Raw genomic sequence first — 24,970 nt, 5'->3', positions numbered from 1 at the left:
GCGTATCATATCCAACTTTCATAAAACTGTACCAGCGCCGTCGCAAGATCGGCCTGCAAGGCCTGTTCCAGACACCAGCTTTGTGCGTGCCGATTGAGTTCCGGCCAGTGCTCCAGCAGCATTTTCCAAGGTTGGGCCATATCGCCCTCGGTGTTCCAGGCTTGCCAGAGTGCAATCAGCGCCGCCCTGGCCGCCGGCGACAACGCAGCGGTGTAGAGCGCCAGGAACGCCTCGAGCTTGTCGAGGTGGATGTCTTCGTCCTGACGGTAGATGTGCCACAGCAACGGGCGCCCGGCCCACTGGGCGCGCACGAACGAGTCTTCGCCACGCACGGCATTCATGTCACAGCACCACAGCAACTGGTCGTACTGCGCCTGGCGCACGAACGGCAGCACTTGCACAGTCAGGGCCCCGCGCTGATGAACAGCCCCCACGGTCAGCCCCTCCTCGCCCAGCCAGCGCTGCACATCACCCAGGATGCGCCCTTCCGGCACCAACAGATGAGTGGCACGCCCGTCTGTCGACAACACATCCAGCCAGCTCCCGAGCCCGGCATTTTCATAGGCGAACAGCGAGATCAGCCGCGCATCGGCGACTGGAAAAACGCCCAGCGTTTGCAGGAATTGTCGCTGCGCATCGCCATCCTGCTGAAACGCCTGACGCTGTTGCAGCAAGCCGGCCTCACGCAACAGCCCGCCGGTGCCGGGCCGAAAGCCCGGGAAAAAGAAGTACTTCTGCACGCCTTTGAACTTCACCGAGGGCAAGCGATGACAGCCCACCACCCAGTCCTCGGCGCTGAGGTAATCCAGGTTCATCCACAACGGCGTGTGTTCGCGCGCGGCCATGGCTTCCATATAGTCGGGTGGCAACTGGCAAGCGAACGCGGCAATCACCACATCGGCCGCAGGCGTTGCCGACCATTCGCACGGCCAGTAGCGCACATTGACACCCTCTTGCCACTGCTGCTCCAGGCTTACATCGATCTGCGGGCACATGCGCTCAAAAGCGCGCAGGTCATCGACCCACAGGCGCACATTACAGGCGTGCTCCGCAACCAATTGCCGGGCCAGTCGCCAGGTCACGCCAATGTCGCCGTAGTTATCGACGACGCTGCAAAAAATATCCCAGCGGGCTTTCATTCCGGGCTCCACGACTCAAAGGCTCGATTGTCCGCATAAATGCGCGGATACAGAAGGCTTGACCGCGATTATTCTGCACAGTGGCTGTGCGACAATCGCCACCTATGCCGTCAAAGCCCGCCAGGAGGCCACCATGTCTGACCGTTCGCTGTCGCTGCCCAAGCTTTGCCTCGCCATCGCCGCAGGTGTGTGGCTGGGGTTTATCGCCATCGCGCTGACCACCTGGCTGGCATCGCGCTACCTGTTCCCGCAGAGCCTGGCACCCGTGGCCCAGGCGGTGCAGCAACTGGGCAAGCCGACCGTGGTCGTACCGGAGCCGCCGAACCGGATGTTCGAGCAGTACCAGCAGAACCTGCAAAAGCAGGCGCAGCAACAAGCCCTGGACCAGGCGCGAAACAATGCGCGCAACCTGTCCAACCCCAAATGCCAGTTCTGGCTGCAACAGGACCAGAACGCCCCGAATGAAAAAACCAAAGCCAATGTCCTGCAATTCTGCGATGAGTGATCATGAATAAACACGCCGTGCTCCAGTTGATCCTGGAAAAACTCAGCGCCGACCTCGACGTTGCCCAGCGCGCCGCGCAGACCGCCTACGAGACCGCGACACACGAAGAGAACATCGCTGAAAACAAGTACGACACCTTGGGACTGGAAGCGTCTTACCTGGCGGCCGGCCAGGCCAAACGGGTCGAAGAGATCAAGCAGGCGCTGGCGCTGTGCCAGAATCTCCAGTTGCGCGCGTATGACGATCAGCGCGGGATCGAAGTCGGTACGCTGTTAGGCCTGGAAGACGAGAACGGTCGTCAGCAATGGCTGTTCCTGGCGCCGGATGCCGCAGGGTTGAAGGTCGATGTGGTCGGCCAGCCGGTGACCGTGATCACCCCGCGCTCGCCTTTGGGCAAGGGCCTGCTGGGTAAGCATGTCGAGGATGAGGTAGAGGTTCTGGTGGCGGGTACTCGGCAATATTTCACCGTGACCGAGGCCAAATAAACCGGTGCAGTGAAGGAGCTGGCTGCCTCACTGCACCGGTTCGAGCTTACGCCTGAACGTATCAGTGAACCGGCAGTTCAACGCCGTCGAACAGCTCTTCGAGTTCCTGCTTGTTGTGGCACTGGATCGCCTTGGCCATCACTTCGCGGGTCAGGTGGGGTGCGAACTTTTCGATGAAATCGCACATGAAACCGCGCAGGAACGTGCCACGACGGAAGCCGATTTTGGTCACGCTGGACTCGAACAGCTCGCTGGCATCGAGTACCACCAAGTCTTTATCGAGGTTGGTGTCGACCGCCATCTTGGCGACGATCCCCACGCCCAGGCCCAGGCGCACGTAAGTCTTGATCACGTCGGCGTCGGCTGCGGTGAACACCACTTTTGGCGTGAGTCCACGGTGGCTGAAGGCTTCATCGAGCTTCGAACGGCCAGTGAAACCAAACACATAGGTGACGATCGGGAATTCCGCCAGCGCTTCCAGGGTCAGCTTCGGCAACTTGGCCAAGGGGTGCCCTTGAGGCACAACCACGCAACGGTTCCAGCGGTAGCACGGCATCATCACCAGATCACCGAACAGCTCCAGGGCTTCGGTGGCGATGGCGAAATCGACGGTACCATCGGCGGCCATCTCGGCGATCTGCATCGGCGAGCCTTGATGCATGTGCAACGCCACATCCGGGTATTGCTTGATGAAGTCGCGGATCACCGGCGGCAATGCGTAGCGGGCCTGGGTGTGGGTGGTGGCAATCGACAGGGTGCCCTTCTTCTCGTTGGAAAATTCCTGGGCGATCTGCTTGATGCTCTCGACCTTGCGCAGGATTTCGCCGGCCGTGGTGATGATGCGCTCGCCCGCCGGAGTGACGCGGGTCAGGTGCTTGCCGCTGCGTGCAAACACTTCAACGCCCAGCTCGTCTTCGAGCAGGCGGATCTGCTTGCTGATACCGGGTTGCGACGTGTAAAGGCTTTGAGCAGTAGCGGAAACGTTGAGGTCGTGGTGCGCCACTTCCCAGATGTAGCGCAGTTGTTGAAGCTTCATATGAATCCCTCAAAGCAGATAGACGCCACGGGTATCAGCGACGGTATATAACTATATTAAAGGTAAGATATATAAATCTAGAACTTTTTATCGTTTTTTACCGATCACGATCATCACTGCGTCGACGTTGCAGCGACGGCACCAGGTAAACCGGCACGCTCGCCAGCTGCAGTAACCGTGCGGCGGTACGCCCAAGCGGTGTCGCCGCTGCGCTTGCATGGCTATGACTTCCTACGATCAACAGATCAACTGAAAGTTTATGCAGTTGGTCGAGAATCACCTCGCAAGGGTCCCCCTGGATAACGCGCACCGAACGAATCAACTTGAGGTCCTGCTCCCCGTCCCCCAGCTCCTCGCGAAAGCTGTCGAGCACTCGTTGCTCGATGGTCGCCATGACCGTGGTCAGCCCCTGGCTCTGCCATTCGCTGAGTGCCTTTTCATCAAGGTAGCTCTGCAACACCGACTCAGCGAACAGCCCGATGGGCTCCACCACGTGAACCACATACAAATCCGCCTTGAACGTTCGCGCCAATGCCAGGGCATGTTGCATGACGTACGGCGCATACAAGCCAAGATCCGTGGCGTACAGCATCGAACGAATCATAGAACCTCCTGGGCTGCCAGGATGGCGGAGATCAACTGAGCTTAGCAGCGCCTTGGGCAGTTCGGCTCAGCTGTCGCTGTGGATTTTCAACTCATTACTGATGCCGTGGGGCACGTGCCCGGTGGCCACCACTTCCCTGGCTCTTTCACAATGGCCGGCCTGATCATCGAAGAACACGTCGGCGGCAAACGCTTCGAGGAACGCGGATTTATCCAGGCCGCCCAGGAACAGCGATTCATCCAGGCGGATATCCCATTCGCGCAACGTACGAATGACCCGCTCGTGGGACGGCGCCGAGCGCGCGGTGACCAGTGCCGTGCGAATCGGGCACGCTTCATCGGCGAATTCGCGCTGTAACAGGTTGAGTGCGGCCAGGAACCCCTTGAACGGGCCACCGTGCAACGGCTGGCGCGCCGACTCTCGCTCGTTGGCCTGGAACGCTGCCAACCCGCCAGCCTGGTAGACGCGCTCGGACTCGTCGGAAAACAGCACCGCATCGCCGTCGAAGGCGATCCGCAATTCTTCGCTCGATGCCCGGCGGGGGCCGCCCGACAGAATTGTCGCCGCGGCAAAACCGGCGTCGAGGGCACTGCGCACGTCCTCGGCATGGGTCGACAGAAACAGGTGGCAACCAAAGGCGGCCAGATACGGATAGGGACTACGCCCTCCGACGAAAGCGGCGCGGGAAATATCCAGACCGTAATGCTGGATCGAGTTGAATACCCGCAGGCCGGTATCGGCACTGTTGCGCGACACCAATACCACCTCGACACGGGCACGCCCGAGGCTGGCGTTGAGGCTCAACAGTTTCTTGACCAGCGGGAAGGCGTCGCCGGGTTCAAGGATTTCCTCCTCGTGCTCAATCTGGTACTTGCGATAGGTCTCCACCCCCTCGGCGAGGTAGACCGTGTGGCTCTCGCTCAAGTCGAACAAGGCCCGCGATGAAATCGCCAGCACCAATTTTTCGCTCAATCCCTTCGCCATGTGCTTGCCCCCGAATCAGCGATTGTGCCGGTCAATAAAGCTCAAGGCCTGGTAAAGCGCCTGCATGCGCGGTAATTCGCAGCCGGCCGCTTTGGCGGCGGCCAACGGCCGGGCGTAGATGGCCGCCAGTTCCAGCGGGCGCTTATGCACGTGGTCGTGGTACATGCTGGGCAGGTAGTCGTCCATGGTTTCAGTCATGGCGAACATCTGCTCGGCGTAGCTCGCCGGAATGTCGTGGCCGCAGGCGCCAGCGCCCTGTACCACTTCGGCCATCAGCGCCTGGATCAGTGCGCGGCTGGATTCGTCGGCCATCATCGCGCGGGTCCCTGTGCCGAGCAACACGGATAGGCCGTTGAACGGGACATTCCACACCAGTTTATGCCAGCGGGCCTGATGCACGTTGGCCATGGCCTGAGACTCAATGCCGGCCTGATGAAACAGCCCGGCGCCTTCTTCGACAATCGCCTGCTGGCGCGCTTGATCGTTGGCCGCCGTGCCGCTGTGATAGCCCAGGTTGACCCGCCCCAGCGCTTGATGCTCGACGACGCCAGGGCCAGAGCGATGCACGCCGATGTAGCACAGGCCACCGAGCAAGTGCAGCGACGGCGGCAAGTGCTCGCGCAGGCTGTCTTCCACGTCCAGGCCGTTTTGCAACAGCACCACCTTGGCATCCGGTGCCGCGACCTGGGCGATGGTCGGCGCCAGGTCCGCGTTGCCGGTGGATTTGGTGCCCACCAGCAACCAATCGCACGGCGGCATGTCGGCAGGGCTGGCATACGCCTGCACCGGGTGCAGGTGGAGATTGCCATGCACGCTACTGTTCACGCGCAGCCCTCGCTCACTGACGACCGCGTATTCGCTGCGCAGCAAAAAATGCACATCGAACCCGGCACGCGCCAGCATCAGGCCGTAGAAACCGCCAATGGCGCCGGTGCCGATGATGCCGATACGTGGCGAAGGCTGTGCAATTGCAGTCATGGCAACTCCTCTGGGGTTTGTGTCCGTGCGTGGTTCAGGGCATCGATAAGCGCTGATTGCGTAAGACTTGTCTGTAATTGCCCAAGAAATTGACCCTCGCACACGAGGAACAACGCGGGCAAATGAAAGATCTGGTAACGTTCGACCGCGCCGCCGTTGTGCCCGGCATCTACCCAACACAGCCGGTCCACCGGCAAGCGCCAGCCCGGTAACTGCTGGCGTGCCCAGCGGCAACTGGAACACCCGACACTGGTGAACACTACCAGCGAACACCCCGGCAATCCCAGCAATTGCTGGTCGATATCCAGATCGGTCAATTCCAGTTGCTTCACTATACTGCTGCCACTGCCGTCCATTGGACGGTGCTCGGAGTCCGTGTACATGGGTCGTTTTCTACCTCACCCTGATGATGTCGCTGTCGAGTTGATCCAACGTCCCTCTCCTGCCCTGCCCCGCCAACACCTGCGCACTATCGGCCGCGGTGGCATCGCCTGCAACTGGCCACGCGCCTGGCAACCTGGCACTGCGGTCGATCTGCATATCCCCTCGCTGGGCGCCAGTGCCCGCTATCCAGGCTATGTCGCGTGGTGCCGCAAAGTGCAGGCCGGTTATCGCATAGGCATCAGTTTTACCGATGAACATGCCCTGTTCGGCGCGCGAATGGGCGAGCAAGTGTGCCAGATCGAACGCTACTGCCGCCTGCACGAAGCCGCCGAGGCCACGCCCGAGCAACTCGAAGCCTTGGCCCGCGATTGGGTATCACGCCACGCTGGTGAGTACTCCCACGAGGCCATTGTGCAGCCAGTGCTGGATTAAAGCGGGCTTTGCCCATTGTCGCGGGCCCGTATTACGCGCTAAGGTTCCTCCCCCCTGCATTCAAATCATGCTGTGCTCCGCCGCACGGGGATGGCTGGCGGCCGGCACCCGTGACCCTGACGAGTAACACGATGGCTGATTTACCGATCAATGACCTTAACGTTGAATCCAACGAGACCCTGATCACGCCCGATCAGCTCAAGCGCGAAATCCCCCTGAGTGACGCTGCCCTGCAGACCGTCACCAAGGGCCGCGAAGTCATCCGTGACATTCTCGACGGCACCGACCACCGCCTCTTCGTCGTCATCGGGCCTTGCTCGATCCACGACCTCAAGGCCGCCCACGAATACGCCGAACGCCTCAAGGTGCTGGCGGCTGAAGTGTCCGACACCTTGTACCTGGTGATGCGCGTCTATTTCGAGAAGCCGCGTACAACGGTGGGCTGGAAAGGCTTGATCAACGACCCGTACCTGGACGACTCGTTCAAGATCCAGGACGGCTTGCACATCGGTCGTCAGCTGCTGCTGGACCTGGCGGAAATGGGCCTGCCCACCGCTACCGAAGCGCTGGACCCGATCTCCCCGCAGTACCTGCAGGACCTGATCAGCTGGTCGGCCATTGGTGCCCGCACCACCGAGTCCCAGACGCACCGTGAAATGGCGTCCGGCCTGTCCTCGGCCGTGGGCTTCAAGAACGGCACCGACGGCGGCCTGACGGTAGCAATCAACGCACTGCAATCGGTTTCCAGCCCCCACCGTTTCCTGGGTATCAACCAGGAAGGCGGCGTGTCCATCGTCACGACCAAGGGCAACGCCTACGGCCACGTGGTACTGCGCGGCGGCAATGGCAAGCCCAACTATGACTCGGTCAGCGTTGCGCTGTGCGAACAGGCGCTGAACAAGGCCAAGATCAAGCCAAACATCATGGTTGATTGCAGCCACGCCAACTCCAACAAGGACCCGGCCCTGCAGCCGCTGGTGATGGAAAACGTCGCCAACCAGATCCTGGAAGGCAACCAGTCGATCATCGGTCTGATGGTCGAGAGCCATCTGAACTGGGGTTGCCAGGCCATTCCAAAAGACCTGGCCGACTTGCAGTACGGCGTATCCATCACCGACGCGTGCATCGACTGGGCCGCTACCGAGAACACCCTGCGCAGCATGCATGCCAAGCTCAAGGACGTATTGCCCAAACGCAAACGCACCTGAAGCTATACGTGCCTGTGAATCAGGCACACACAAAAACGCCGGGCTAAACCCGGCGTTTTTTTATGGCTGTTGATTCACAGCTTTGCGGCATGGCGCTGATGGCGCTCCATGTAGCGTTCCACATAAGAGCAAGACGGGATGACCGTGTAGCCTGACTCTTCGGCGAATTTCAATGCCTCTTCGGTCAACGCAGCGGCAATGCCCCGCCCGCGCAATGCGTTGGGCACAAACGTGCGATAGATATCCAGGGTCTGCTTTCCGAGGTCCATGTAGGTCAGATAGGCACGATGACCGTCCACATTGGTCTCGAACTGATGACCAGCCTGGTCATGGTGGATGGACAACGCCTCGCTCATCACTACTCCTCGCGGGTCTTGAATATTGACCCTACCTTACCGATGTTTTTCCGGCGAAGGAACATCTACGCCACCCCGTGCCGGTTTCGACAGCGAGAAAACCCTGAGCGCTCACACCTGCACGTAGGGAATAGTAGGCACCAATCCAGCAATTGCTCAAGGCACACTCGTCATCCCCTGCCGCGGGTGGATTAATAGAAAGCGTCTCGATCATCGGTTGATCGAAAGCCTGAACATTGCCGGCAGTTGAAGCTTGAGACGAACTGGCGCTGTTAAAGTCACCTCTAGATGAGCAAAAGATGCTTGAAGCGAGACGAGCAAGCGCAGCGCAAGTGCCAGCTTGCATATATAAAATTTCATTTATTCACACAGCTTGACGCATGCGGGCCGGCGCTTTCAGCCTGGATCCAATCTTCGACAGAATGAAAAAATCTGGCGAGCTTTTATACAAACCTTCAAAAGATTAGCCAAAATAGATTCGGTGCGAGAATTTTTTTGCTTCTTGCGCAACGTCAGTTTACTTACTACAAGTAATGGGTAGTATGTACGCCGGCTATTGGCTCACCCTGAGACAGTAGCCATCTAATAGAAAGTCCTTGAAGGGGAACACGATGAACAACGTTCTGAAATTCTCTGCTCTGGCTCTGGCCGCAGTTCTGGCCACCGGTTGCAGCAGCGTCTCCAAAGAAACCGAAGCTCGTCTGACTGCAACGGAAGATGCAGCAGCTCGCTCCCAGGCTCGTGCAGACGAAGCCTACCGTAAAGCTGATGAAGCTCTGGCTGCTGCTCAAAAAGCACAACAGACTGCTGACGAAGCTAACGAGCGCGCTCTGCGCATGCTTGAAAAAGCAAGCCGCAAGTAATAATCCTTCGGGGTTGTTATCAAGCCGATCCATTTATGGGTCGGCTTTTTTTTGCCTGGGATCTACTGCGCCAGGCAGCAGGAGCGGGCTTGGGGTATGCCGGTCAGTTAAGCGAAAGAGGGCCACTGTAGGAGCGAGCTTGCTCGCGAAAAACGTGTAGGCAACGCTTTCATTCTGGATAAACGCGGCGGCCCTGAGTTCTTCGCGAGCAAGCTCGCTCCTACAAAAAGCCTTAACTGACTGGCATTAGAGCTTTGGGCGTCTATTGAAAATCAACCGGCGCGCTGGAAGCCACCGGAGCGACGCCCGGCACACCGATTTCTGTCGGCAAGCCATCCTCAGCCGCGACTACATCACGTACCTGGTCCCAATTTACCCGCAGGCTATTGGCCAGGTCCTCACGCTTGAGCAAGGCGTTGATGACCGCCGTGTGCTTGTCGACCACCGAAGGCGTGCCATCGTCATTCAACGGTGTATGGGCCTCGAGGTAGACCTTGCCGCCGGCGCTGCCGAACTTGTACGCATCGTTGATGATACGCACCGACGTGCCGACTGGCACCATGCCAGCCATTTCCAGCACATTGTTGTTGAACATACGGAAACAACCGTGGCTGGTACGCGTGCCGATACCAAATTTCATGTTGGAGCCGTGAATCAGATAACCCGGCGTACCGAGGGTGAACTTGAACGGACCCAGCGGATTGTCCGGGCCAGCCGGCACCACGTTGGGCAGCGGATCACCGTTGGCCGCATGTTCGGCCTTGATCGAGGCAGGTGGCGTCCAGGTAGGGTTCGGCGTCTTCGCAATGATGCTGGTGTGGGCAATCGGCGATCCCCAGCCTTCACGACCAATCCCCAAAGGAAAGGTGTAAACCACGTTCTGCCCCTTGGGATAGTAGTAGAGCCGGTATTCCGCAAGGTTGATCACGATACCTTCACGCGGCCCCGGCGGCAGAATGAAACGTGTCGGCAGCACGATGTCCGTGCCCGCCCCAGGCAACCAGGCATCGACGCCAGGGTTGGCGGCGACCATCTCCGAATAACCCAGGTCATACGTAGTGCCCAGGTCGGCAAAGGTGTCTTCGTATTTGGCCTTGATCACCTGGACCTGACCGACGATGTCCTCACCGGGCGGCGGCAAGGGCAACTGCAAGGCTTGCGCGGAACCTGCCGCACAGAGCGCAGCGAGAGACAGGCAGCAGGTAACGACGGAGAGGCGCGACAACATCCGGAAAATCCTTCGCAGAACGACGGTAGGAAAAGACTGATTGTATACGTGAAGCGCGGGGCTGGCATCAAGCCGCCCGCGCTAGAGTTCGAAGCGCAGCTCTGGCCAGATCGGCGGTGTACCGCGCTTTTGCGACTCGAGGATGGCCCTGCACAACGGGCACAACCGCTGGTCCTGGAAAATCGAACGGTCCACCGACGACCAGAGCGGTTGCGCCGGCAACAAGGTGCCGCAGAGCGTGCGGTCAATCGAGCCGCCCAGCTCCAATTGACGCGCCACCAGATGCACCCGGACTTCCTGGCAGGCGAACAGATCCAGCTGCTCGTCCGGCTCGATCAGTTGATAGTTAAACAGGGACCAGGCAGGACGCGACATCAGGGGCTCCAAATCGGGGGGGCGCCACCTTAGCCGAAAGCCTGCCGGTAGAAAAGCGTCATAACAGCGGTTTTAGCGTCGGCCAGACGTTTTCCAGCAACTTGCCCTGCGCCGCGACCGCCGGGTGCAAGCCGTCCGCTTGCATCAGGTCTGGATGACCACCCACCCCTTCCAGGAAAAACGGCACCAGCGGTACCTTTTTTTCCTCTGCCACCTCGCCGAATACCTTGGCGAACGCGTCGACGTAACGCTTGCCATAATTGGGCGGGATCTGCATGCCCAGCAGCAACACCTTGGCGCCGCTGTCCTGGGACGCCTGAACCATCGAAGCAAGATTTTGTTTCAATTGCGCCGGCGGCTGACCACGCAGCCCATCGTTGCCACCCAACTCGATCACCACCACATCCGGTTTATGCGCTGCAAGTGCCGCAGGCAACCGCGCGAGGCCTCCGGCACTGGTGTCGCCACTGATCGACGCATTGACCACTTTATCGTCAAAACCCTCCTGCTTGAGCCGTTGCTCCAGCAGCGCTACCCACCCTTTGCGGGTATCCAGGCCGAAACCGGCACTGATACTATCGCCAACGATCAGGACTGTACCCGCCGCTGCGTTCTGGGCCATGCACATCAAGGCCAGGCCAGCACTCAAAAACCACATTCGCATCGGATTCTCCATGGGCGCAAGCATTCTCACCGCGCGAAACCTCAGCAAAGTGGTTCCCAGCGCGGAAGGTGAACTGACTATCCTGCACGAACTGAGCCTGGAACTGAACAAGGGCGATAGCCTGGCTATCGTCGGCAGCTCCGGTTCCGGCAAATCCACCCTTCTCGGTCTGCTGGCGGGCCTGGACCTGCCCAGCAGCGGTGAAGTCACCCTGGCCGGTCAAGCCCTGAGCAGCCTCGACGAAGACCAGCGCGCCCGTATCCGCGCCGAACACGTGGGCTTCGTATTCCAGTCGTTCCAACTGCTCGACAGCCTCAATGCACTGGAAAACGTCATGCTGCCGCTGGAGCTCGACGGTCGCAAGGACGCCCGCGAACGCGCTACGCATCTGTTGGAGCGCGTCGGCCTGGGCAAGCGCCTGACCCATTCACCACGCCAGCTTTCCGGCGGCGAGCAGCAGCGTGTCGCCATTGCCCGCGCGTTCGCCGCCGAGCCGGATGTACTGTTTGCCGACGAACCCACCGGCAACCTCGACAGCCATACCGGCGAGCGCATCAGCGACCTGCTGTTCGAACTCAATAAAGAGAGCGGCACGACCCTGGTACTGGTTACTCACGACGAGCGCCTGGCCCATCGTTGCCGACGCCTGATCCGCCTTGAAGCCGGCCTGATGGTCGCGCCCCTGGAGCCTTGATGGCACGCCTGCCGCTGTTACGTCTGTTCAGCCTTGCCATGCGCCAGTTACTGCGCGATGCCCGCGCCGGTGAGCTGCGCGTCTTGTTCTTCGCCCTGCTGGTGGCCGTGGCCGCCAGTACCGCTATCGGCTACTTCGGTGCACGCCTCAACGGCGCCATGCTGCTGCGCGCCACCGAGTTCCTGGGCGCGGACCTGGTGCTCGAAGGCAGCTCGCCGGCCCGCCCCGAGCAAATCAGATCCGGCACCGAGCTGGGTCTGGATCATGCGCGCATCGTCGAGTTTTCCAGCGTTATCGCCGCGGACAACGGCATCCAGCTCTCCAGCATCAAGGCGGTCAACGAGCAGTATCCGCTGCGTGGCGAACTCAAAAGTACGGGCGAACCCTTTGGCGCCGAAACCCCAGGCGGTGGCCCCAAACCCGGCGAAGCCTGGGTGGAAGCACGGCTGCTGACAGCGCTGGACCTGAAGGTCGGCGACAGTATCGATGTCGGCATGAAGACCTTGCGCCTGTCACGCCTACTCACCTACGAGCCCGACCGCGCCGGCAACTTCTACAGCCTCACGCCCAGGGTGATGATCAACCTGGCAGACCTGGACGCCACTGGCGTGGTCCAGCCTGGCAGCCGCGTGAGCTACCGCGAACTGTGGCGCGCCCCTCCCGGCAGCACGGCGCTGCAAACCTATCGCGATCTGATCAAGCCGGGCCTCGCAGCCAACCAACGCCTGCAGGACTCGCGCGATGGTAACCAGCAGATCGGCGGCGCCCTGGGCAAGGCCGAGCGTTACCTGAATATGGCCAGCCTGGTGGCGGTGTTGCTGGCCGGTGTGGCCGTGGCGCTGTCGGCCAACCGCTTTGCCAGCCGCCGCTTCGATGCCAGCGCCCTGCTGCGCTGCCTCGGGCTGTCGCGACGCGAAACGATGCTGCTGTTCAGCCTGCAACTGAGCGTATTGGGCCTGTTGGCGAGCCTGGCCGGCGCCCTCCTCGGCTGGCTCGCGCAATTTGGCCTGTTCTACTTCCTGCACGACCTGTTGCCCGCAGACGTACCACCCGGTGGGTTGCTGCCGGCCATTGCCGGTATCGGCACCGGGCTCGTCGCCCTCGCCGGCTTTGCCCTTCCCCCACTGGCCGCGCTGGGCCGGGTGCCGCCGCTGCGGGTATTGCGTCGCGACCTGCTGCCTATGCCCTCGAGCACCTGGATGGTGTATGGGGCGGCTCTCTTTGCCCTGGGCCTGATCATGTGGCGCCTGAGCCTAGACCTGGTACTGACCTTCGCGTTACTGGGCGGTGGCGTGGTGGCAGCATTGATGCTCGGCGGGTTGCTGCTGTTGTTACTGCAAAGCCTGCGTCGGTTACTGGCGCGCGCCTCCTTGCCCTGGAGGCTGGGCCTGGGACAATTGCTGCGGCATCCATTGGCGGCAGCCGGACAGTCCCTGGCATTTGGCTTGATCCTGTTATCCATGGGCTTGATCGCCCTGCTGCGCGGCGAGCTGCTCGACACCTGGCAGAACCAGCTGCCCAAGGATGCGCCCAACTACTTTGCGCTGAATATCCTGCCGGCCGACAAAGACGCCTTTGGCGCCCGCCTTCTGGAGGTTCAAGCGCAATCCGCTCCGCTCTATCCCGTCGTGCCCGGCCGGTTGATCAGCATCAACGGCGAACCCGTACAAGAGATTGTCAGCAAGGACTCCAGCGGCGACCGCGCCGTACAACGGGACTTGAGCCTGACCTGGGCCGCCGACTTACCCCCAGGCAACGTACTGACGGCAGGCACCTGGTGGACGGCGCAACCGGGCGATGAGATTCCCGGGGTATCGGTGGAAGCCAAGGTGGCTGAAAGCCTGAAGCTCAAGCTCAACGACCATCTGGTATTCACCATCGGCGGCGAGAATCGCGAGGCTCGGGTCACCAGCCTGCGGACCATCAACTGGGATAACTTCCAGCCCAATTTCTTCATGATCTTCCAACCGGGCACCTTGAAGGACTTACCGACGACTTACCTGACCAGCTTCTACCTGGCCCCTGGGCATGACCAGCAGATCGTCGACCTGTCCCGAGCCTTCCCGGCGGTTACCATCCTGCAGGTCGAGGCCTTGCTGGAACAACTGCGCAGCATCCTCGCCCAGGTGACTTTGGCGGTGGAATACGTGCTGCTGTTCGTGCTCGCAGCAGGCATGGCCGTGCTATTTTCCGGCTTGCAGGCCACGTTGGATGAGCGAATTCGCCAAGGTGCGCTGCTGCGTGCGTTGGGCGCAGAGCGCAGACTGCTGGTCAAGGCTCGGCGCATCGAGTTCGGCCTGCTGGGGGCGGTCAGTGGATTGCTGGCGGCACTGGGGACTGAGCTGGTGACTTGGGTGCTGTACCGCTACGCCTTTGATCTGGCCTGGCACCCTCACCCCTGGCTATTGCTGCTGCCGGTGATCGGTGCGCTGCTGATAGGCGCCGCCGGAGTGTTCGGTACACGCCGTGCGCTGAACGCCAGCCCGCTGACGGTGCTGCGCGAGGGCTGAAAACACGGATGGCCCTTGCTCCATTCAGAGCAAGGGCCATCCGTTGCTACTTCACGTATTCAATCCGGGTAATCCACCAGCACACCTCGCCGCCCGGGGTCTGCACGATCGCTTCATCGTCCACCTCCTTGCGCAGCAGCGCACGTGCCATGGGTGAGTCGATCGAAATGTAATCCATCCGGTCGTAGATCTCGTCATAACCCACAATGCGAAAACGCTTGGTCTCGCCCTGATCGTTTTCGACCTCGACCCATGCCCCAAAGAATACCTTGCCCTCCTGCTCGGGCATGTACTCCACCACGCGCATATCTTCGAGGCGCTTGCGCAGGTAGCGCACCCGCCGATCGATCTCACGCAACAGCTTTTTGTTGTACTGGTAATCCGCGTTTTCGCTGCGATCTCCCAGGGAAGCTGCCCACGTAACCTTGCGCGTGGTGTCCGGGCGCTTCTCACGCCAAAGGTAGTCCAGCTCCTTTTTCAGCGCTTCGTGGCCTTCTTTGGTAATCAGCTTGGTACTCAAACGCGCATATCCCCAGGCAATGTCCAATAGTGTCGACAGACCAGGGCATCATACCCCGGCGCCGGCTGGTGGGGATCGATGATAAATCAACGGGACAAAGTATCCAGGTCGACTGACTCCTCGCCTCAGCCCTGCCCCTCGAGGACCTGATCCAGTTCAACCAGCGCGCCTTGCAGCTGCTGTCGCATCAACGATAGCTGCGACATCATCCGCGCCATGTTTTCGGTTTTTTGACTCACCTCCAGCGCTTGCTCCTGCAGACGTGAATGGCGTTGCTCCAACGTTCGGTTTTCTTCATCCTGCTGAGTCTGCTGTTGTTGCAGTCGAGCCTGCCACTGCTCGAGCATCTCTTCGCGCTCGATGACTGCCTGTTTTTTTTGCGTCAGTTCGTGGGCAACCCTTGCGAGGTTGCTCAGCGTACTGTCTATCTCGAGCATGGAAGTATCTGCCTTCGCCGAGACGGCAACAGACTGGGTTTCGACATGTTCTGGCTGAGCAGACGGCTCCCGGGGTTCGGCTGGCTCCTGCGCGACCTCGGGGACCGTCACCTGGGAATGGGGTTGCTGTTCAACACTGTCTTCGTCCCCAGGCGGCGGGGCGGACGTTGGCCGGCTCTTGCCTCGGGGTGGAGCAACCATTTGCGATGAAAAGCGAATGGACGGCACGATGACGGCACTGCTTTCAATCGCGGGCGCAGCGGGGGCCGACATGCCCAACGTAATCACCTTCATCACCAGCGCTTTCTTGACGATCACTGAGTGATGGTCTTCGGGCCTGGCCGGCGGCAACCTGCAGCCTTTCAAATCAATGAAGTGAAACGGAACCTGAGACTCCGCGCTGGCACCTTCCTTATTGCCTGGCGCCGCCGCCATCATCAGAATTTGCTTGAAAACTTGCATTGCTACTTGCAGGTCTTCCTTGGATTCGACCCCACCTAGAAAGTAACGCTCAAGCTTTTTGCGCAGCGCCGCGATATACACCCTGGAGTGACCCGGTTCAGCTTCTTCATCCAGGCTATACACCAGGAAGTTGGAGGCAGTGCGCTCGACAGCGAATCCACACAGCAGTGCGCCGTTGACCGGAGCATCCTCGCCGCTGCGCTCAAGAACAAGGGTACGTAGAAGCATCATGGCAATCGGGCCTCAATGAAAAAAGAAAACCTTATATAAATATCAGACCAACATCCGACCATTATTAAGTACTTCAAACACAACAATTGTTTCAGGGCGTAATCAATTCAAACGTAGGACTTTACTTATTAAATGCACCCAGCGTTCCCAAGCACAGGTATTAAACGTAATCTTTTTAACGCAGCGCTACATACGACGAAACTTTACTCAAGCACCGTCCAATTGATTCGGTAATCCTATGATTGAGGTCAGCAACCTGACGAAGTACCTGGGCAAAAAAAGCGTGATCAGCGACTTTTCATTCTGTGCCCAACGCCAGGAATGCGTGGGACTGCTTGGAGAGCATGGCGCTGGTAAAACAACGTTGCTGAATTTGATCTGCGGCATAACCAGGCCCACCAGTGGGCACGTCAGTATTGGAGGTTTCAACACCCAAGCCCATCCAGTTATCGCCAGGCAAGCCGTGGGCTACCAGCCTCAAGGGGGCATAAGCCATCACACGCTGTCGGTCACAGGCATCCTGAACTTTGTCGCCGCCGCTCGAGGGCTCAGCGGCGCTGAAAAACGCAGGCATGTGGACCGGGTCGCCACGCGACTGGAGCTACACCCCGTGCTCAACTGCCCCGTCGATGTACTCGGCCTTGGCTTGAAGCGCAGAGTCGCGATTGCACAAGCCATTCTGCACTCCCCCAGCGTGCTTCTGCTGGACGAGCCAACCGAAGGGTTGAATGCCGAGCAGCGGCTTAAATTCAGGGCGCTCGTTCAGTCCTTGAGCGAAGAAATGAGCGTCATCATTGCCTCTCGCCATTACGACTCGCTGTCCGACATTTGCACCCGCGCTCTGGTCATCGCAAATGGGCGACTGATGGCCGACTCTTCGCTGCAGGACTTGCAGCGCAGCTCCCGGCACTTCCAGGCAGTGACGCTCGCAGCGGATCCACCTCTGGATCTGCTCGCTCTGGCGGTCTTGCCTGGGGTCGCCGGCATCGAAGAAGACCGGCAAAACCCAGGCAAAGTAACGGTTCTGGCCATGCCCGGGCACGCGGTCTTTCCCGCCATCAACTCACTCATCGCCCATCGCGGTTGGAACATAACGTCACTGCATATAGAGCCAGGTCGCCTGAACGATGTCGTTCATCATCTGAGCCACGAGGTATCCCCTTGAGACTGCTGCCACTCATTTTCAAACGCCAACTCGCCAGCTATGCCTGCACCCCCAGCACCTATCTGAGCGTGGCGGTTTTCCTTGTGCTATGCGCGGCACTTGGGTTGCACAGCAACCAGTGGATGGAGCGAGACAGCAGTGACCTGCAGGCTTTTTTCGAGCTGCACCCCTGGCTCTATCTGCTGCTGATACCCGGCCTGTCAATGCACTTGTGGTCTGACGAACACAGCACGAGCTTCTCCAACATGCTGAAAACCCTGCACATCACATCAACAGAACGAGTGATCGGAAAATTCCTGGCAGCCTGGGTGGTATGCAGCGTTGCTCTGTTGTTGAATTTCCCCCTGGTGATTGCCGCCCATTATCTTGGAACGCCGGATGACGGGGTGATCGCGTCACAATTTCTGGCCAGTTGGCTGCTGGCGGGAAGTTACTTGTCTGTCGGCTGTTTTATCTGCGCCCTCACGCACCAGCGCGTTGTTATCTTCCTGTTGACGATGGGCTTGCTACTGACCCTCAGCGGACTTTTTTCAGTCATGGATGCACTTGAACATCAGGCACCGATCTGGATAGTCGACAGCATGATGAAACTTGACCCGATTGCTCGATTCAGTTCTATGGATAACGGCAAAATCACACTTCATGACGGCTTATATTTTATCAGCATGATCTTTGCTTTTCTCTCTGCAACCATTGTCACACTCAACTATAAAAACAGCTGAGAAGGAAAGTCGCTGATGCGATCCGCTCTTCGTGTGGGCATGACGTTGATCGTCATGTCGTTACTGTTCCTCGCATTCAATCTGGTCTGGATAAACAAATTACCCGATATCCGCTGGGACTTTTCACAACAGAAAATTCATACCTTATCGCCACCGACGCGGCAACTGCTCGAGACGCTTGAAAGCCCGCTGGACCTGTATTATTTCAACTCGCTTACTGCGCCAAACAAAAGCCGAATCCTGAAACGCTTCGGCCAACGCATTGAAGATTTACTCCAGGAATTCGAAGCAGCCGCCGACGGAATGATCAACCTGCACATTATCGATCCCGTCCCCTTTTCAGAGGATGCCTACAAAGCCAGCTTGTTTGGATTGGATGACACACAGGGATACCTTGGCCTCATAGGCACGCGTGCCGGCCAGGGCACGCACCGCATCGAAGCCTTCAACCCCGACGACGAGCCGTTGCTTGAATATCAAATCAGCCACCTGATCTATAAACTGATGCGCCCTCAACCTCCCACCGTCGGCCTGTTGTCCGGGTTGCCGTTGAATGATTCCGCCGAGCGACTGATGGAACAGACGCGCGGGCATTTCAACCTGGTGGAGCTAGCCTCCAACATCACCCAGATCCCTCCATCGATAGACAGCTTGATGGTCGTGCAGCCACGTGCGCTGGCCGAACACACCCTGTTTGCCATCGAGCAGTTCGTCTTGAACGGCGGCAAGCTGATGATTTTTATCGACCCGGTGAGCGAGATGGAGACTGAAAGCCTATCGGTGGATTCCATGTTCGATGGTCTGTTGGCCACATGGGGCATTCGGATGCCCGCGAACAAGCTGCTGGTTGACAGTCTTTACGCCTCCTCGGCCTCGCTCGGCCCAGGCATGCCCACGGTCTTGCACCCAGCCAGGTTGAAACTGCCACGACAGGCCATGACGGCGCACGACGTCAGCAGTTGGAAACTGGACAGCCTGAGCGTATCAAGCAGCGGTGCGCTGTTACGCACGCGCAAAAGCCGGACGACATTCACCCCGCTGCTCCAAAGCTCGCGACAGTCTGCGCTGCTGGACGCGGCGCGTTTCGCTTGCGCAACGCAGTTCGAATCGCTCATGGAAGAAGCGTCCACTGCAGGTCAGCGCCATGTGATCGCCGCGCGGATCGAGGGACCGGCCTTTTCGGCATTTCCTGACGGTGTCGGGGGGCAGCAGCCAGGCTTACAAAAAGCCACGCGGATCGAAGTAGTGGTGGTCGCCGATACCGACATACTGGCAGACGCTGTCAGCCAGATAACCGCCAATGGCAACCTGCGGTTCGTGTTGAACACGTTGGATAACCTGGCGGCTCCCGCAGAACTTGCGAACATTCGCCCGCGCATCACGTCGCGTCCACTCAGCACCCTCGAGCCCATGCGTGAAGCCGCTGCACAGGCCTATCGGGAACAGGCTGCAGAACTAGAACGTCGACGTGAGCAGACCGAGCAAGCCTGGCAGCGAATGAACCCGCAGGCTCCTCGCTTGGGCACCCAGGCCGTGGACACCGATACCCAATTGCAAGCGCTCAACAAGGAGCGCCTGCGCCTGCCCATGGAACTCCACGTCCTAAAGACTCAAGCCTATGCACCGCTGCAGCGCTTCGAACGCACTGTCAAACTGCTGATGATCGCGACGGTCCCGCTGGTCCTGTGCTTGATAGCCTTTGTACGTTATCGCTGCTTGTGTCGACGCCGATGGCCGCCAGCAGCGTTTAGCTGAACACGTCGCGCAGCGAATCAGCGACGGGCAATCAGCCCTTGCCGTGCGATACGCGTCAGTTGGCGAATCACCTCTTCGGCATTGTCTGCACTCGGGGCCTGGATCACGGCGAGGTCAAAGCTGTTATTGGCGAAACGCGCCAGGGAGTCACCGTCTTCCACGAACTGGATCAAGAACGCCGAAGGCCGTCCAGTACGACGGGGCCAGCCATCCAGGTAACGCAGCAGCGTTGGCTGGTGCTTGCCGCCCAAGAGGATTTTCGGGTTGCGTTGAGTCAGGTCCGCAGTGATCGGGGCCAGGCGTATCAGGGGGCGTGGTGCATTCATCGTGTCGTGTCTCTACCTCAAAAGTCTGCGGGCAGGTGAGAGGCAACACCGAACCAGCGCTTTAGCGGTATTTCGAACCGTGCCTACTGATGAGTGCATGGTTCTGTCGGACTGCATCGAGTCCAGTGGCGCCCCGCAATTAGCTGTTTAAATCGGCGCATGAGCAGCATCCTAGAGAAGCTGGCGGGGCAGTGTCAAGAATCCCGAGCAACGAAAAGGCCCGCACACGGCGGGCCTCCCAAGACTTGCGAAACGGTCAGTTGGCGATGGCGCGGTCGGCCGACAGTTTGCCGGCGCCTTCGAACAGTACTGCCAGCGAGCCGCCAAGCAGGGCAAGTGCGAACTCATAACCATTGTTGGCCATGAACAGCCCGTTATGAATGTGCACCGAAAAAATTGCCACCAGCGTCAGAAAGGTCAAACCCAATGCCGCAGGGCGTGCGAGCAAGCCGATGATCAGCGCCAGCCCGGCAAAGAACTCGGTGCCGCCTGACAACACTGCCATCAGCGTACCCGGCGCCAGGCCAATGCTTTCCATCCACTGTGCGGTGCCCGCCAGACCACCGCCGCCAAACCAGCCGAAAAGTTTTTGCGAGCCGTGGGCAGCGAAAATAATGCCGACGAAGACGCGCAGAACAGTCAGGCCATAACCGGCGCGAGTGGACAGGACACGGGTGATCAGTGGGCTCATGGGGTAAATCCTTTTTCAGGTAGGGGGTTGGTTGGCCGCTATATTAATCAGTTTAAACAATGATAAAAGCCGAAAAATTGCGCCATAAACATCGACAAAATCGATTACTTGCGTGATGCAATTTTCCCCATTGACGGCTCCAGAGACTCACGCTCCCGATCAAACGCCAAGTAGTACTTGTTGACACTATTAACATAGCTGACGCCGCCCATTCCTACCTGCTCCATGGCAATACGTTCAACCTGAAAGAACCACTGATTGGGATTGAGCCCCCGACGTCTGGCTTCGGTGCGCATGCCCTGCACGCGCTCTGGTCCCATGTTGTACGCCGCGAGCACAAAGGCCATGCGTTCGCGCTCATTGAGCTTGGGGCTGGCGAAGAATTTACGACGGATCATCGCCAGGTAGCGCGCCCCCGCCTGCACATTACTGTCCAGACTCTCGATATTATTCACGCCCACCCGCTGCGCAGCCGAAGGCGTGATCTGCATCAAACCGGTAGGACCGCCACTGTTGCGCGCGCCAGGGTCGAGCGCAGACTCCTTGAATGCCAGTGCAGCCAGGTTCAGCCAGTCCATGCCTTGCTCGCGCGCATGCTTTTGCAGAACCGGGCGCAGCTTCTCCAGGCGTTGACGGTCCGCGCGGGCCAACGGGTTGCGCACTTGATAGAGACGTCGATAGATACGCTGGAACGCCACATCCTGATCGGAAGGGGTTCGGTAGGTCTTGAGGAAACGATCGATGCTCGCCCGCAACATCGACGCATCCTGGCGCACAAACCAATACTCGTCGCCTGGCTCGCTGATGGCCACCTGCTTGTCAAAGCGCAACCTGGGCAGGATTTTCGACCAGCGCTCGGCAATCGGTTTTTCAACGATGGTCAGGTGATAGATCCCGGCCTGCACCATTTCCAGCACGTCTTCCACCGCCAGGCTCGGGTCGACCCATTCCACCTTGATCGGCGGCTGCTTGTGCAGGGCCAGCTTCTGATTGACCTGGCTGATTGCATCTGCGGCCGCACTGCCGGTAGTCAGCGTCAGAGTGCGACCCGACAACTGCTCCAGCTTGGTAAACCGTCGTTCACCCTTGACGCCGACCAGCCATAACGGCACGCCGCTGGCGATAGGGTCACTGGTGCTGATCTTGTGCGCGGCTTTTACATCCAGCAATTCGCCAGGGGCAACCAGGTCGCCTTCGCCACGGGCCAGTGCCCCGAGCAACTGCTCCTTGGCCTTGGGAATGATCTTGAGATTGATCTCCTGGCCATCACGGGCACGGCCATTGAGGTATTGCTCGAATGCACGCAGGCGATGGTATTCAACACCGATGGCCTGGCCCTGCACTTCACCGGAGCTGTTGCGGCTCTGGTTGACCAGTACACGCAGGGTGCGGCTGGAACGGATGTCTGCCAGGTCACGCACCTTGCCGGGCTTTGTCACTTCCAGCGGACCGTCGAGACGTGCGACCGCCGCCATGGGCAGCAGCAAGGTCACGCACACTATAAGCAACGCCGAGGGTCGGATCATCCGCTCTCCGGAAAGAATACTGGCCAGCGCCTTCGTGAAAAACGAGGTGCTGGGCGTCAGAAACAGAGCGCTTTATGCGCTGGCAAGGCGCGCAACGGCGGCACGGTGACAGGCAGCAGGCCCAGCACAATGTCGCGTGCAACGTTCAAAGACAGCTATAACGCGTTGTAGTTCTTCGTTTTTCTTATAAATCTACAGCTCTGATATGCTTTCCGGCCGCAGGCGGAGGTAGCACCATGCAACTCATTGATATCGGCGTCAACCTGACCAACCCCAGTTTCGACGAGAGGCAATCGGCCGTCATCGAGCGTGCCTACGCCGCCGGCGTGCAACAATTAGTGCTCACCGGTACCAGTGTCGAAGGCAGCGAGCAGGCTCTGGAGCTGTGCGTGAAACTCGATGAAAGCGCGCAACGTCTGTTCAGCACCGCCGGCATCCACCCCCATTCCGCCAGCGACTGGAACAGCGCCAGCGCCCAACGTCTGCGCGGCTTGCTCAGTGAACCGCGCGTGCGCGCCGTCGGCGAGTGCGGGCTGGATTTCAACCGTGATTTTTCGCCGCGCCCACAGCAGGAAAAAGTCCTCGAGGAACACCTGGCCCTGGCTGTCGAACTGAAACTTCCCGTGTTTCTTCACGAACGCGACGCCAATCAGCGCCTGCTGGAGATCCTCAAGGACTACCGTGACCATCTGCCCGCCGCCGTGGTGCACTGCTTCACGGGCGAACAAGCGGCGCTCTTCAGCTACCTCGACCTAGACCTGCACATTGGCATCACGGGCTGGATCTGCGACGAGCGCCGTGGGACGCATCTGCACCCGTTGGTCAGGGAAATTCCCCGAGGCCGTTTGATGCTGGAAAGTGACGCGCCCTACCTGCTGCCTCGCACGCTGCGCCCCAAGCCAAAAAACGGCCGCAATGAACCTGCCTTCCTCACCGAAGTGTTGCGTGAGGTGGCCCTGCATCGCAATGAAACGATGGAAGACCTGGCGTTGCACAGCACCGCCTGTGCCCGCGCTTTTTTCGGCTTGCCGGCCGTGGAGTGATGCGGCGCATTGACCCATGTCAAAAATGCTTTCCTGAATAGCGGCACAATAATGGCACCTTGCCAATGCTGTTTCCGCTATCAGAGAAAACCTTCCATGGGTGCCTGGCTTAGCAATATCTCGCTGAAGTACAAATTCTGGGCCGTCAACGCGGTGGCGTTCATCACCACCCTGCTGCTGGTGCTGTATGCCGTCCAGCTCGAACAACAGGCACGCAGCCATGCGTCGCAGCTTTCAGCGCAGGCCCAAGGACAGCTGCTCAGCGCCTGGCCGGCTGACAAGGCACTGCCCACTGGTGAGAACTGGCTGACCTTCAGCCGCGACCAGGTCCCACAACGAACAGGCCAGGATCTTTCAGCCTTGCAAGGCGCCAGCGGCTGGGTCGAACTCAGTCACCTGCCATGGTTCGGCATCAATCCGCTGGTGGGCGCTGACGTCATCCACCGTGCCGATGGGCAACAGGTCGCCGTACTCGCCTACGCGCCAAGCCTGCGCCAAGTGTTCGGCGAACGCTTCGTCAACTATGCGGTGGCGGTGGCGATCCTGATGCTTGCGATGCTCGGCGCCTCACAACTGCTGATCCGCTTCCTGCTCAGCCAGCTCAACACCCTCAAGGACGTGATGCTGCATGTCGAGAAAACCGGCGACTTGTCCGCCCGCGTGCCGCTGGCCTGCAAGGATGAGGTCGGGCAGATGGCCAGCGCCTTCAACGCCATGCAAGCCGGCTACCAGCGGGTGGTCAACACCGTGGCCCGTACCGCCAGGCAATTGGACGAAGGCGCCGCGCGGCTGGCCAGCAGCATGAACGAGGTGCAGCACGGCATGCTCGGCCAGCAAAGCGAGACCGACCAGGCCGCCACGGCCATCAACGAAATGACCGCCACCGTTCACCATATTGCCCAGCATGCCGGCGCCACCCGCGACCTCTCGCAAACCGCTGACACCCTCGCCGGCAGCGGCCGGGAAGTGGTTATCCGCGTGCAACGTTCCATTGCCGGGCTGTCCACCGGCGTGCAACAAACTGCTGAAATGATCCAGAAACTCGCCGAAGACAGCCAGAAAATCAACGGCGTGGTCGGGGTGATCCACAGCATCGCCGAACAAACCAACTTGCTGGCGCTCAACGCCGCCATCGAAGCCGCCCGCGCCGGAGAAATGGGCCGTGGCTTTGCGGTGGTGGCAGACGAAGTGCGCAACCTGGCCAAGCGCGTACAAAGCTCCACCGACGAAATCACGCGCATGGTCTCGGCGCTGCAAGCCGGCACCCGCGATGCGGTGGACTTCATGCAGGAAAGCTCGTTCAAGGCCGATGACTGCGTTCAACAGGCCCAGGAAGCCGGTGCCGCGCTCGGCGAAATCACCGGTGCCGTGGCGCAGATGCGCGAGAGCAACACCCAGATCGCAGTGGCCGCCGAACAGCAGAGCCATGTCGCCGAAGAGATGAACCGTGCAGTGGTGAGTATTCGTGATGTAACCGAAAACACCGTGCAGCAGACAGTGGACTCAGCCACCACCAGCAATGAGCTGGCGACCTTGGCCGCAGAGCTGAGCAAAGCGATTGGGCAGTTGAAGCTGTAAGACCGTTCAGCCCCTAATCCAAGTCCTACGACCAAGGCGCAGCTTGCCTGAGATCAAGACGAAACTTCC

27 protein-coding genes are annotated in these 24,970 nt (G+C 59.6%); 12 read left to right on the top strand and 15 right to left on the bottom strand.

Annotated elements, in window-relative coordinates; translation table 11 throughout:
• Nucleotides 1-5: 5 nt before the first annotated feature.
• Nucleotides 6-1,139: an elongation factor P maturation arginine rhamnosyltransferase EarP gene (gene earP, locus QF045_RS11195; RefSeq protein WP_306492242.1), complete on the bottom strand. Its 1,134-nt coding sequence runs from the start codon at nucleotides 1,137-1,139 to the stop codon at nucleotides 6-8.
• Nucleotides 1,140-1,272: 133 nt separating this feature from the next.
• On the opposite strand from earP, the gene QF045_RS11190 reads away from it, so the two are divergent.
• Both QF045_RS11190 and QF045_RS11185 read left to right on the top strand, forming a co-directional pair.
• Nucleotides 1,273-1,644, top strand: coding sequence for a hypothetical protein (locus QF045_RS11190; protein ID WP_306492241.1), 372 nt, complete (start codon nucleotides 1,273-1,275; stop codon nucleotides 1,642-1,644).
• 2 nt (nucleotides 1,645-1,646) lie between these two features.
• Entirely contained in the window at nucleotides 1,647-2,129 is a 483-nt protein-coding gene (locus tag QF045_RS11185) for a transcription elongation factor GreAB (RefSeq protein ID WP_306492240.1), read from the top strand.
• Between the two features lie 61 nt (nucleotides 2,130-2,190).
• On the opposite strand, the gene cysB is transcribed toward QF045_RS11185, so the two are convergent.
• The 5 genes from cysB to QF045_RS11160 all read right to left on the bottom strand — a co-directional run bounded on the left by cysB (nucleotide 2,191) and on the right by QF045_RS11160 (nucleotide 6,114).
• A complete protein-coding gene (gene cysB / locus QF045_RS11180) occupies nucleotides 2,191-3,165 on the bottom strand; it encodes an HTH-type transcriptional regulator CysB (RefSeq protein ID WP_306492239.1) in 975 nt (324 codons plus the stop codon).
• A gap of 97 nt (nucleotides 3,166-3,262) precedes the next feature.
• Nucleotides 3,263-3,769 (bottom strand): universal stress protein, encoded by a 507-nt coding sequence (locus QF045_RS11175; RefSeq protein WP_306492238.1) that lies wholly within the window; start codon nucleotides 3,767-3,769, stop codon nucleotides 3,263-3,265.
• A gap of 66 nt (nucleotides 3,770-3,835) precedes the next feature.
• Complete coding sequence (locus QF045_RS11170) at nucleotides 3,836-4,753, bottom strand: 5'-nucleotidase (RefSeq protein ID WP_306492237.1); 918 nt, start codon at nucleotides 4,751-4,753, stop codon at nucleotides 3,836-3,838.
• A gap of 15 nt (nucleotides 4,754-4,768) precedes the next feature.
• On the bottom strand, nucleotides 4,769-5,731 hold the full coding sequence (locus QF045_RS11165; RefSeq protein WP_306492236.1) for a putative 2-dehydropantoate 2-reductase: 963 nt from the start codon (nucleotides 5,729-5,731) through the stop codon (nucleotides 4,769-4,771).
• Complete coding sequence (locus tag QF045_RS11160) at nucleotides 5,728-6,114, bottom strand: thioredoxin (protein WP_306492235.1); 387 nt, start codon at nucleotides 6,112-6,114, stop codon at nucleotides 5,728-5,730. Before QF045_RS11160 ends, QF045_RS11165 begins: the two co-directional genes overlap by 4 nt.
• Here QF045_RS11160 and QF045_RS11155 point away from each other — a divergent pair.
• A complete protein-coding gene (locus tag QF045_RS11155) occupies nucleotides 6,113-6,547 on the top strand; it encodes a PilZ domain-containing protein (protein ID WP_306492234.1) in 435 nt (144 codons plus the stop codon). The genes QF045_RS11160 and QF045_RS11155 overlap by 2 nt on opposite strands.
• A 131-nt stretch (nucleotides 6,548-6,678) precedes the next feature.
• Entirely contained in the window at nucleotides 6,679-7,755 is a 1,077-nt protein-coding gene (locus QF045_RS11150) for a 3-deoxy-7-phosphoheptulonate synthase (RefSeq protein WP_016975370.1), read from the top strand.
• Nucleotides 7,756-7,829: 74 nt separating this feature from the next.
• On the opposite strand, the gene QF045_RS11145 is transcribed toward QF045_RS11150, so the two are convergent.
• A complete protein-coding gene (locus QF045_RS11145; RefSeq protein WP_003233387.1) occupies nucleotides 7,830-8,111 on the bottom strand; it encodes a GNAT family N-acetyltransferase in 282 nt (93 codons plus the stop codon).
• A 611-nt stretch (nucleotides 8,112-8,722) separates the two neighbouring features.
• Between QF045_RS11145 and oprI the strand changes: the two genes are divergently transcribed.
• Nucleotides 8,723-8,974: an outer membrane lipoprotei OprI gene (gene oprI / locus QF045_RS11140; RefSeq protein WP_003172710.1), complete on the top strand. Its 252-nt coding sequence runs from the start codon at nucleotides 8,723-8,725 to the stop codon at nucleotides 8,972-8,974.
• Between the two features lie 262 nt (nucleotides 8,975-9,236).
• Here the strand turns inward: oprI and QF045_RS11135 are convergent, their stop codons facing one another.
• The 3 genes from QF045_RS11135 to QF045_RS11125 all read right to left on the bottom strand — a co-directional run bounded on the left by QF045_RS11135 (nucleotide 9,237) and on the right by QF045_RS11125 (nucleotide 11,241).
• A complete protein-coding gene (locus QF045_RS11135) occupies nucleotides 9,237-10,202 on the bottom strand; it encodes a L,D-transpeptidase family protein (protein ID WP_306492233.1) in 966 nt (321 codons plus the stop codon).
• Between the two features lie 81 nt (nucleotides 10,203-10,283).
• Nucleotides 10,284-10,577 carry a hypothetical protein gene (locus tag QF045_RS11130; RefSeq protein ID WP_057722836.1) on the bottom strand — a complete coding sequence of 98 codons (294 nt, stop codon included), beginning with the start codon at nucleotides 10,575-10,577 and terminating at the stop codon, nucleotides 10,284-10,286.
• A 58-nt stretch (nucleotides 10,578-10,635) separates the two neighbouring features.
• On the bottom strand, nucleotides 10,636-11,241 hold the full coding sequence (locus tag QF045_RS11125) for an arylesterase (RefSeq protein ID WP_306492232.1): 606 nt from the start codon (nucleotides 11,239-11,241) through the stop codon (nucleotides 10,636-10,638).
• 10 nt (nucleotides 11,242-11,251) lie between these two features.
• On the opposite strand from QF045_RS11125, the gene QF045_RS11120 reads away from it, so the two are divergent.
• Together QF045_RS11120 and QF045_RS11115 are read left to right on the top strand one after the other, a co-directional pair.
• Nucleotides 11,252-11,935, top strand: a complete 684-nt coding sequence (locus tag QF045_RS11120; RefSeq protein WP_065885127.1) for an ABC transporter ATP-binding protein — start codon at nucleotides 11,252-11,254, stop codon at nucleotides 11,933-11,935.
• Nucleotides 11,935-14,445 carry an ABC transporter permease gene (locus QF045_RS11115; RefSeq protein ID WP_306492231.1) on the top strand — a complete coding sequence of 837 codons (2,511 nt, stop codon included), beginning with the start codon at nucleotides 11,935-11,937 and terminating at the stop codon, nucleotides 14,443-14,445. The genes QF045_RS11120 and QF045_RS11115 overlap by 1 nt, the downstream gene beginning before the upstream one ends.
• A 46-nt stretch (nucleotides 14,446-14,491) precedes the next feature.
• Here the strand turns inward: QF045_RS11115 and greB are convergent, their stop codons facing one another.
• Complete coding sequence (gene greB / locus QF045_RS11110) at nucleotides 14,492-14,965, bottom strand: transcription elongation factor GreB (protein WP_306492230.1); 474 nt, start codon at nucleotides 14,963-14,965, stop codon at nucleotides 14,492-14,494.
• Nucleotides 14,966-15,090: 125 nt separating this feature from the next.
• Nucleotides 15,091-16,095, bottom strand: a complete 1,005-nt coding sequence (locus QF045_RS11105; protein WP_306492229.1) for a hypothetical protein — start codon at nucleotides 16,093-16,095, stop codon at nucleotides 15,091-15,093.
• A gap of 238 nt (nucleotides 16,096-16,333) precedes the next feature.
• Here QF045_RS11105 and QF045_RS11100 point away from each other — a divergent pair, with 238 nt between their 5' ends.
• From QF045_RS11100 to QF045_RS11090, 3 genes are read left to right on the top strand one after another with little or no spacing between them, the layout of a single operon-like run.
• Complete coding sequence (locus tag QF045_RS11100) at nucleotides 16,334-17,260, top strand: ABC transporter ATP-binding protein (protein WP_306492228.1); 927 nt, start codon at nucleotides 16,334-16,336, stop codon at nucleotides 17,258-17,260.
• Nucleotides 17,257-17,982: an ABC transporter permease gene (locus QF045_RS11095; protein ID WP_306492227.1), complete on the top strand. Its 726-nt coding sequence runs from the start codon at nucleotides 17,257-17,259 to the stop codon at nucleotides 17,980-17,982. Before QF045_RS11100 ends, QF045_RS11095 begins: the two co-directional genes overlap by 4 nt.
• 15 nt (nucleotides 17,983-17,997) lie before the next feature.
• On the top strand, nucleotides 17,998-19,737 hold the full coding sequence (locus tag QF045_RS11090) for a Gldg family protein (RefSeq protein WP_306492226.1): 1,740 nt from the start codon (nucleotides 17,998-18,000) through the stop codon (nucleotides 19,735-19,737).
• 17 nt (nucleotides 19,738-19,754) lie between these two features.
• Here the strand turns inward: QF045_RS11090 and QF045_RS11085 are convergent, their stop codons facing one another.
• The 3 genes from QF045_RS11085 to QF045_RS11075 all read right to left on the bottom strand — a co-directional run bounded on the left by QF045_RS11085 (nucleotide 19,755) and on the right by QF045_RS11075 (nucleotide 22,280).
• Complete coding sequence (locus tag QF045_RS11085; RefSeq protein WP_306492225.1) at nucleotides 19,755-20,063, bottom strand: class I SAM-dependent methyltransferase; 309 nt, start codon at nucleotides 20,061-20,063, stop codon at nucleotides 19,755-19,757.
• A gap of 256 nt (nucleotides 20,064-20,319) precedes the next feature.
• The gene (locus QF045_RS11080) at nucleotides 20,320-20,754 is read right to left on the bottom strand and encodes a DoxX family protein (RefSeq protein ID WP_306492224.1); all 435 of its coding nucleotides are present in this window, start codon (nucleotides 20,752-20,754) and stop codon (nucleotides 20,320-20,322) included.
• 104 nt (nucleotides 20,755-20,858) lie between these two features.
• On the bottom strand, nucleotides 20,859-22,280 hold the full coding sequence (locus tag QF045_RS11075; protein WP_306492223.1) for a transglycosylase SLT domain-containing protein: 1,422 nt from the start codon (nucleotides 22,278-22,280) through the stop codon (nucleotides 20,859-20,861).
• Nucleotides 22,281-22,516: 236 nt separating this feature from the next.
• On the opposite strand from QF045_RS11075, the gene QF045_RS11070 reads away from it, so the two are divergent.
• Nucleotides 22,517-23,323 (top strand): TatD family hydrolase, encoded by an 807-nt coding sequence (locus QF045_RS11070; protein ID WP_306492222.1) that lies wholly within the window; start codon nucleotides 22,517-22,519, stop codon nucleotides 23,321-23,323.
• 96 nt (nucleotides 23,324-23,419) lie between these two features.
• Nucleotides 23,420-24,901, top strand: coding sequence for a methyl-accepting chemotaxis protein (locus QF045_RS11065; RefSeq protein WP_306492221.1), 1,482 nt, complete (start codon nucleotides 23,420-23,422; stop codon nucleotides 24,899-24,901).
• The last annotated feature ends 69 nt before the right edge of the window (nucleotides 24,902-24,970 follow it).

The sequence above is a fragment of the Pseudomonas sp. W4I3 genome (assembly GCF_030816195.1).
Taxonomy (GTDB): domain Bacteria; phylum Pseudomonadota; class Gammaproteobacteria; order Pseudomonadales; family Pseudomonadaceae; genus Aquipseudomonas.
The sequence above is the reverse complement of the archived record's forward strand: the minus strand, read 5'-3'. Positions and strand labels throughout refer to the sequence as shown.

Coding starts and splice junctions, on each gene's coding strand:
- earP (WP_306492242.1), bottom strand. CDS start 1,139: ATGAAAGCCCGCTGGGATATTTTTTGCAGCGTCGTCGATAACTACGGC.
- QF045_RS11175 (WP_306492238.1), bottom strand. CDS start 3,769: ATGATTCGTTCGATGCTGTACGCCACGGATCTTGGCTTGTATGCGCCG.
- QF045_RS11160 (WP_306492235.1), bottom strand. CDS start 6,114: ATGTACACGGACTCCGAGCACCGTCCAATGGACGGCAGTGGCAGCAGT.
- QF045_RS11100 (WP_306492228.1), top strand. CDS start 16,334: ATGATTGAGGTCAGCAACCTGACGAAGTACCTGGGCAAAAAAAGCGTG.
- QF045_RS11105 (WP_306492229.1), bottom strand. CDS start 16,095: ATGATGCTTCTACGTACCCTTGTTCTTGAGCGCAGCGGCGAGGATGCT.
- QF045_RS11165 (WP_306492236.1), bottom strand. CDS start 5,731: ATGACTGCAATTGCACAGCCTTCGCCACGTATCGGCATCATCGGCACC.
- QF045_RS11135 (WP_306492233.1), bottom strand. CDS start 10,202: ATGTTGTCGCGCCTCTCCGTCGTTACCTGCTGCCTGTCTCTCGCTGCG.
- QF045_RS11130 (WP_057722836.1), bottom strand. CDS start 10,577: ATGTCGCGTCCTGCCTGGTCCCTGTTTAACTATCAACTGATCGAGCCG.
- QF045_RS11185 (WP_306492240.1), top strand. CDS start 1,647: ATGAATAAACACGCCGTGCTCCAGTTGATCCTGGAAAAACTCAGCGCC.
- QF045_RS11150 (WP_016975370.1), top strand. CDS start 6,679: ATGGCTGATTTACCGATCAATGACCTTAACGTTGAATCCAACGAGACC.
- QF045_RS11125 (WP_306492232.1), bottom strand. CDS start 11,241: ATGCGAATGTGGTTTTTGAGTGCTGGCCTGGCCTTGATGTGCATGGCC.
- QF045_RS11190 (WP_306492241.1), top strand. CDS start 1,273: ATGTCTGACCGTTCGCTGTCGCTGCCCAAGCTTTGCCTCGCCATCGCC.
- oprI (WP_003172710.1), top strand. CDS start 8,723: ATGAACAACGTTCTGAAATTCTCTGCTCTGGCTCTGGCCGCAGTTCTG.
- QF045_RS11155 (WP_306492234.1), top strand. CDS start 6,113: ATGGGTCGTTTTCTACCTCACCCTGATGATGTCGCTGTCGAGTTGATC.
- QF045_RS11145 (WP_003233387.1), bottom strand. CDS start 8,111: ATGAGCGAGGCGTTGTCCATCCACCATGACCAGGCTGGTCATCAGTTC.
- QF045_RS11085 (WP_306492225.1), bottom strand. CDS start 20,063: ATGAATGCACCACGCCCCCTGATACGCCTGGCCCCGATCACTGCGGAC.
- QF045_RS11170 (WP_306492237.1), bottom strand. CDS start 4,753: ATGGCGAAGGGATTGAGCGAAAAATTGGTGCTGGCGATTTCATCGCGG.
- QF045_RS11075 (WP_306492223.1), bottom strand. CDS start 22,280: ATGATCCGACCCTCGGCGTTGCTTATAGTGTGCGTGACCTTGCTGCTG.
- QF045_RS11120 (WP_065885127.1), top strand. CDS start 11,252: ATGGGCGCAAGCATTCTCACCGCGCGAAACCTCAGCAAAGTGGTTCCC.
- QF045_RS11070 (WP_306492222.1), top strand. CDS start 22,517: ATGCAACTCATTGATATCGGCGTCAACCTGACCAACCCCAGTTTCGAC.
- QF045_RS11080 (WP_306492224.1), bottom strand. CDS start 20,754: ATGAGCCCACTGATCACCCGTGTCCTGTCCACTCGCGCCGGTTATGGC.
- QF045_RS11090 (WP_306492226.1), top strand. CDS start 17,998: ATGCGATCCGCTCTTCGTGTGGGCATGACGTTGATCGTCATGTCGTTA.
- QF045_RS11115 (WP_306492231.1), top strand. CDS start 11,935: ATGGCACGCCTGCCGCTGTTACGTCTGTTCAGCCTTGCCATGCGCCAG.
- QF045_RS11065 (WP_306492221.1), top strand. CDS start 23,420: ATGGGTGCCTGGCTTAGCAATATCTCGCTGAAGTACAAATTCTGGGCC.
- cysB (WP_306492239.1), bottom strand. CDS start 3,165: ATGAAGCTTCAACAACTGCGCTACATCTGGGAAGTGGCGCACCACGAC.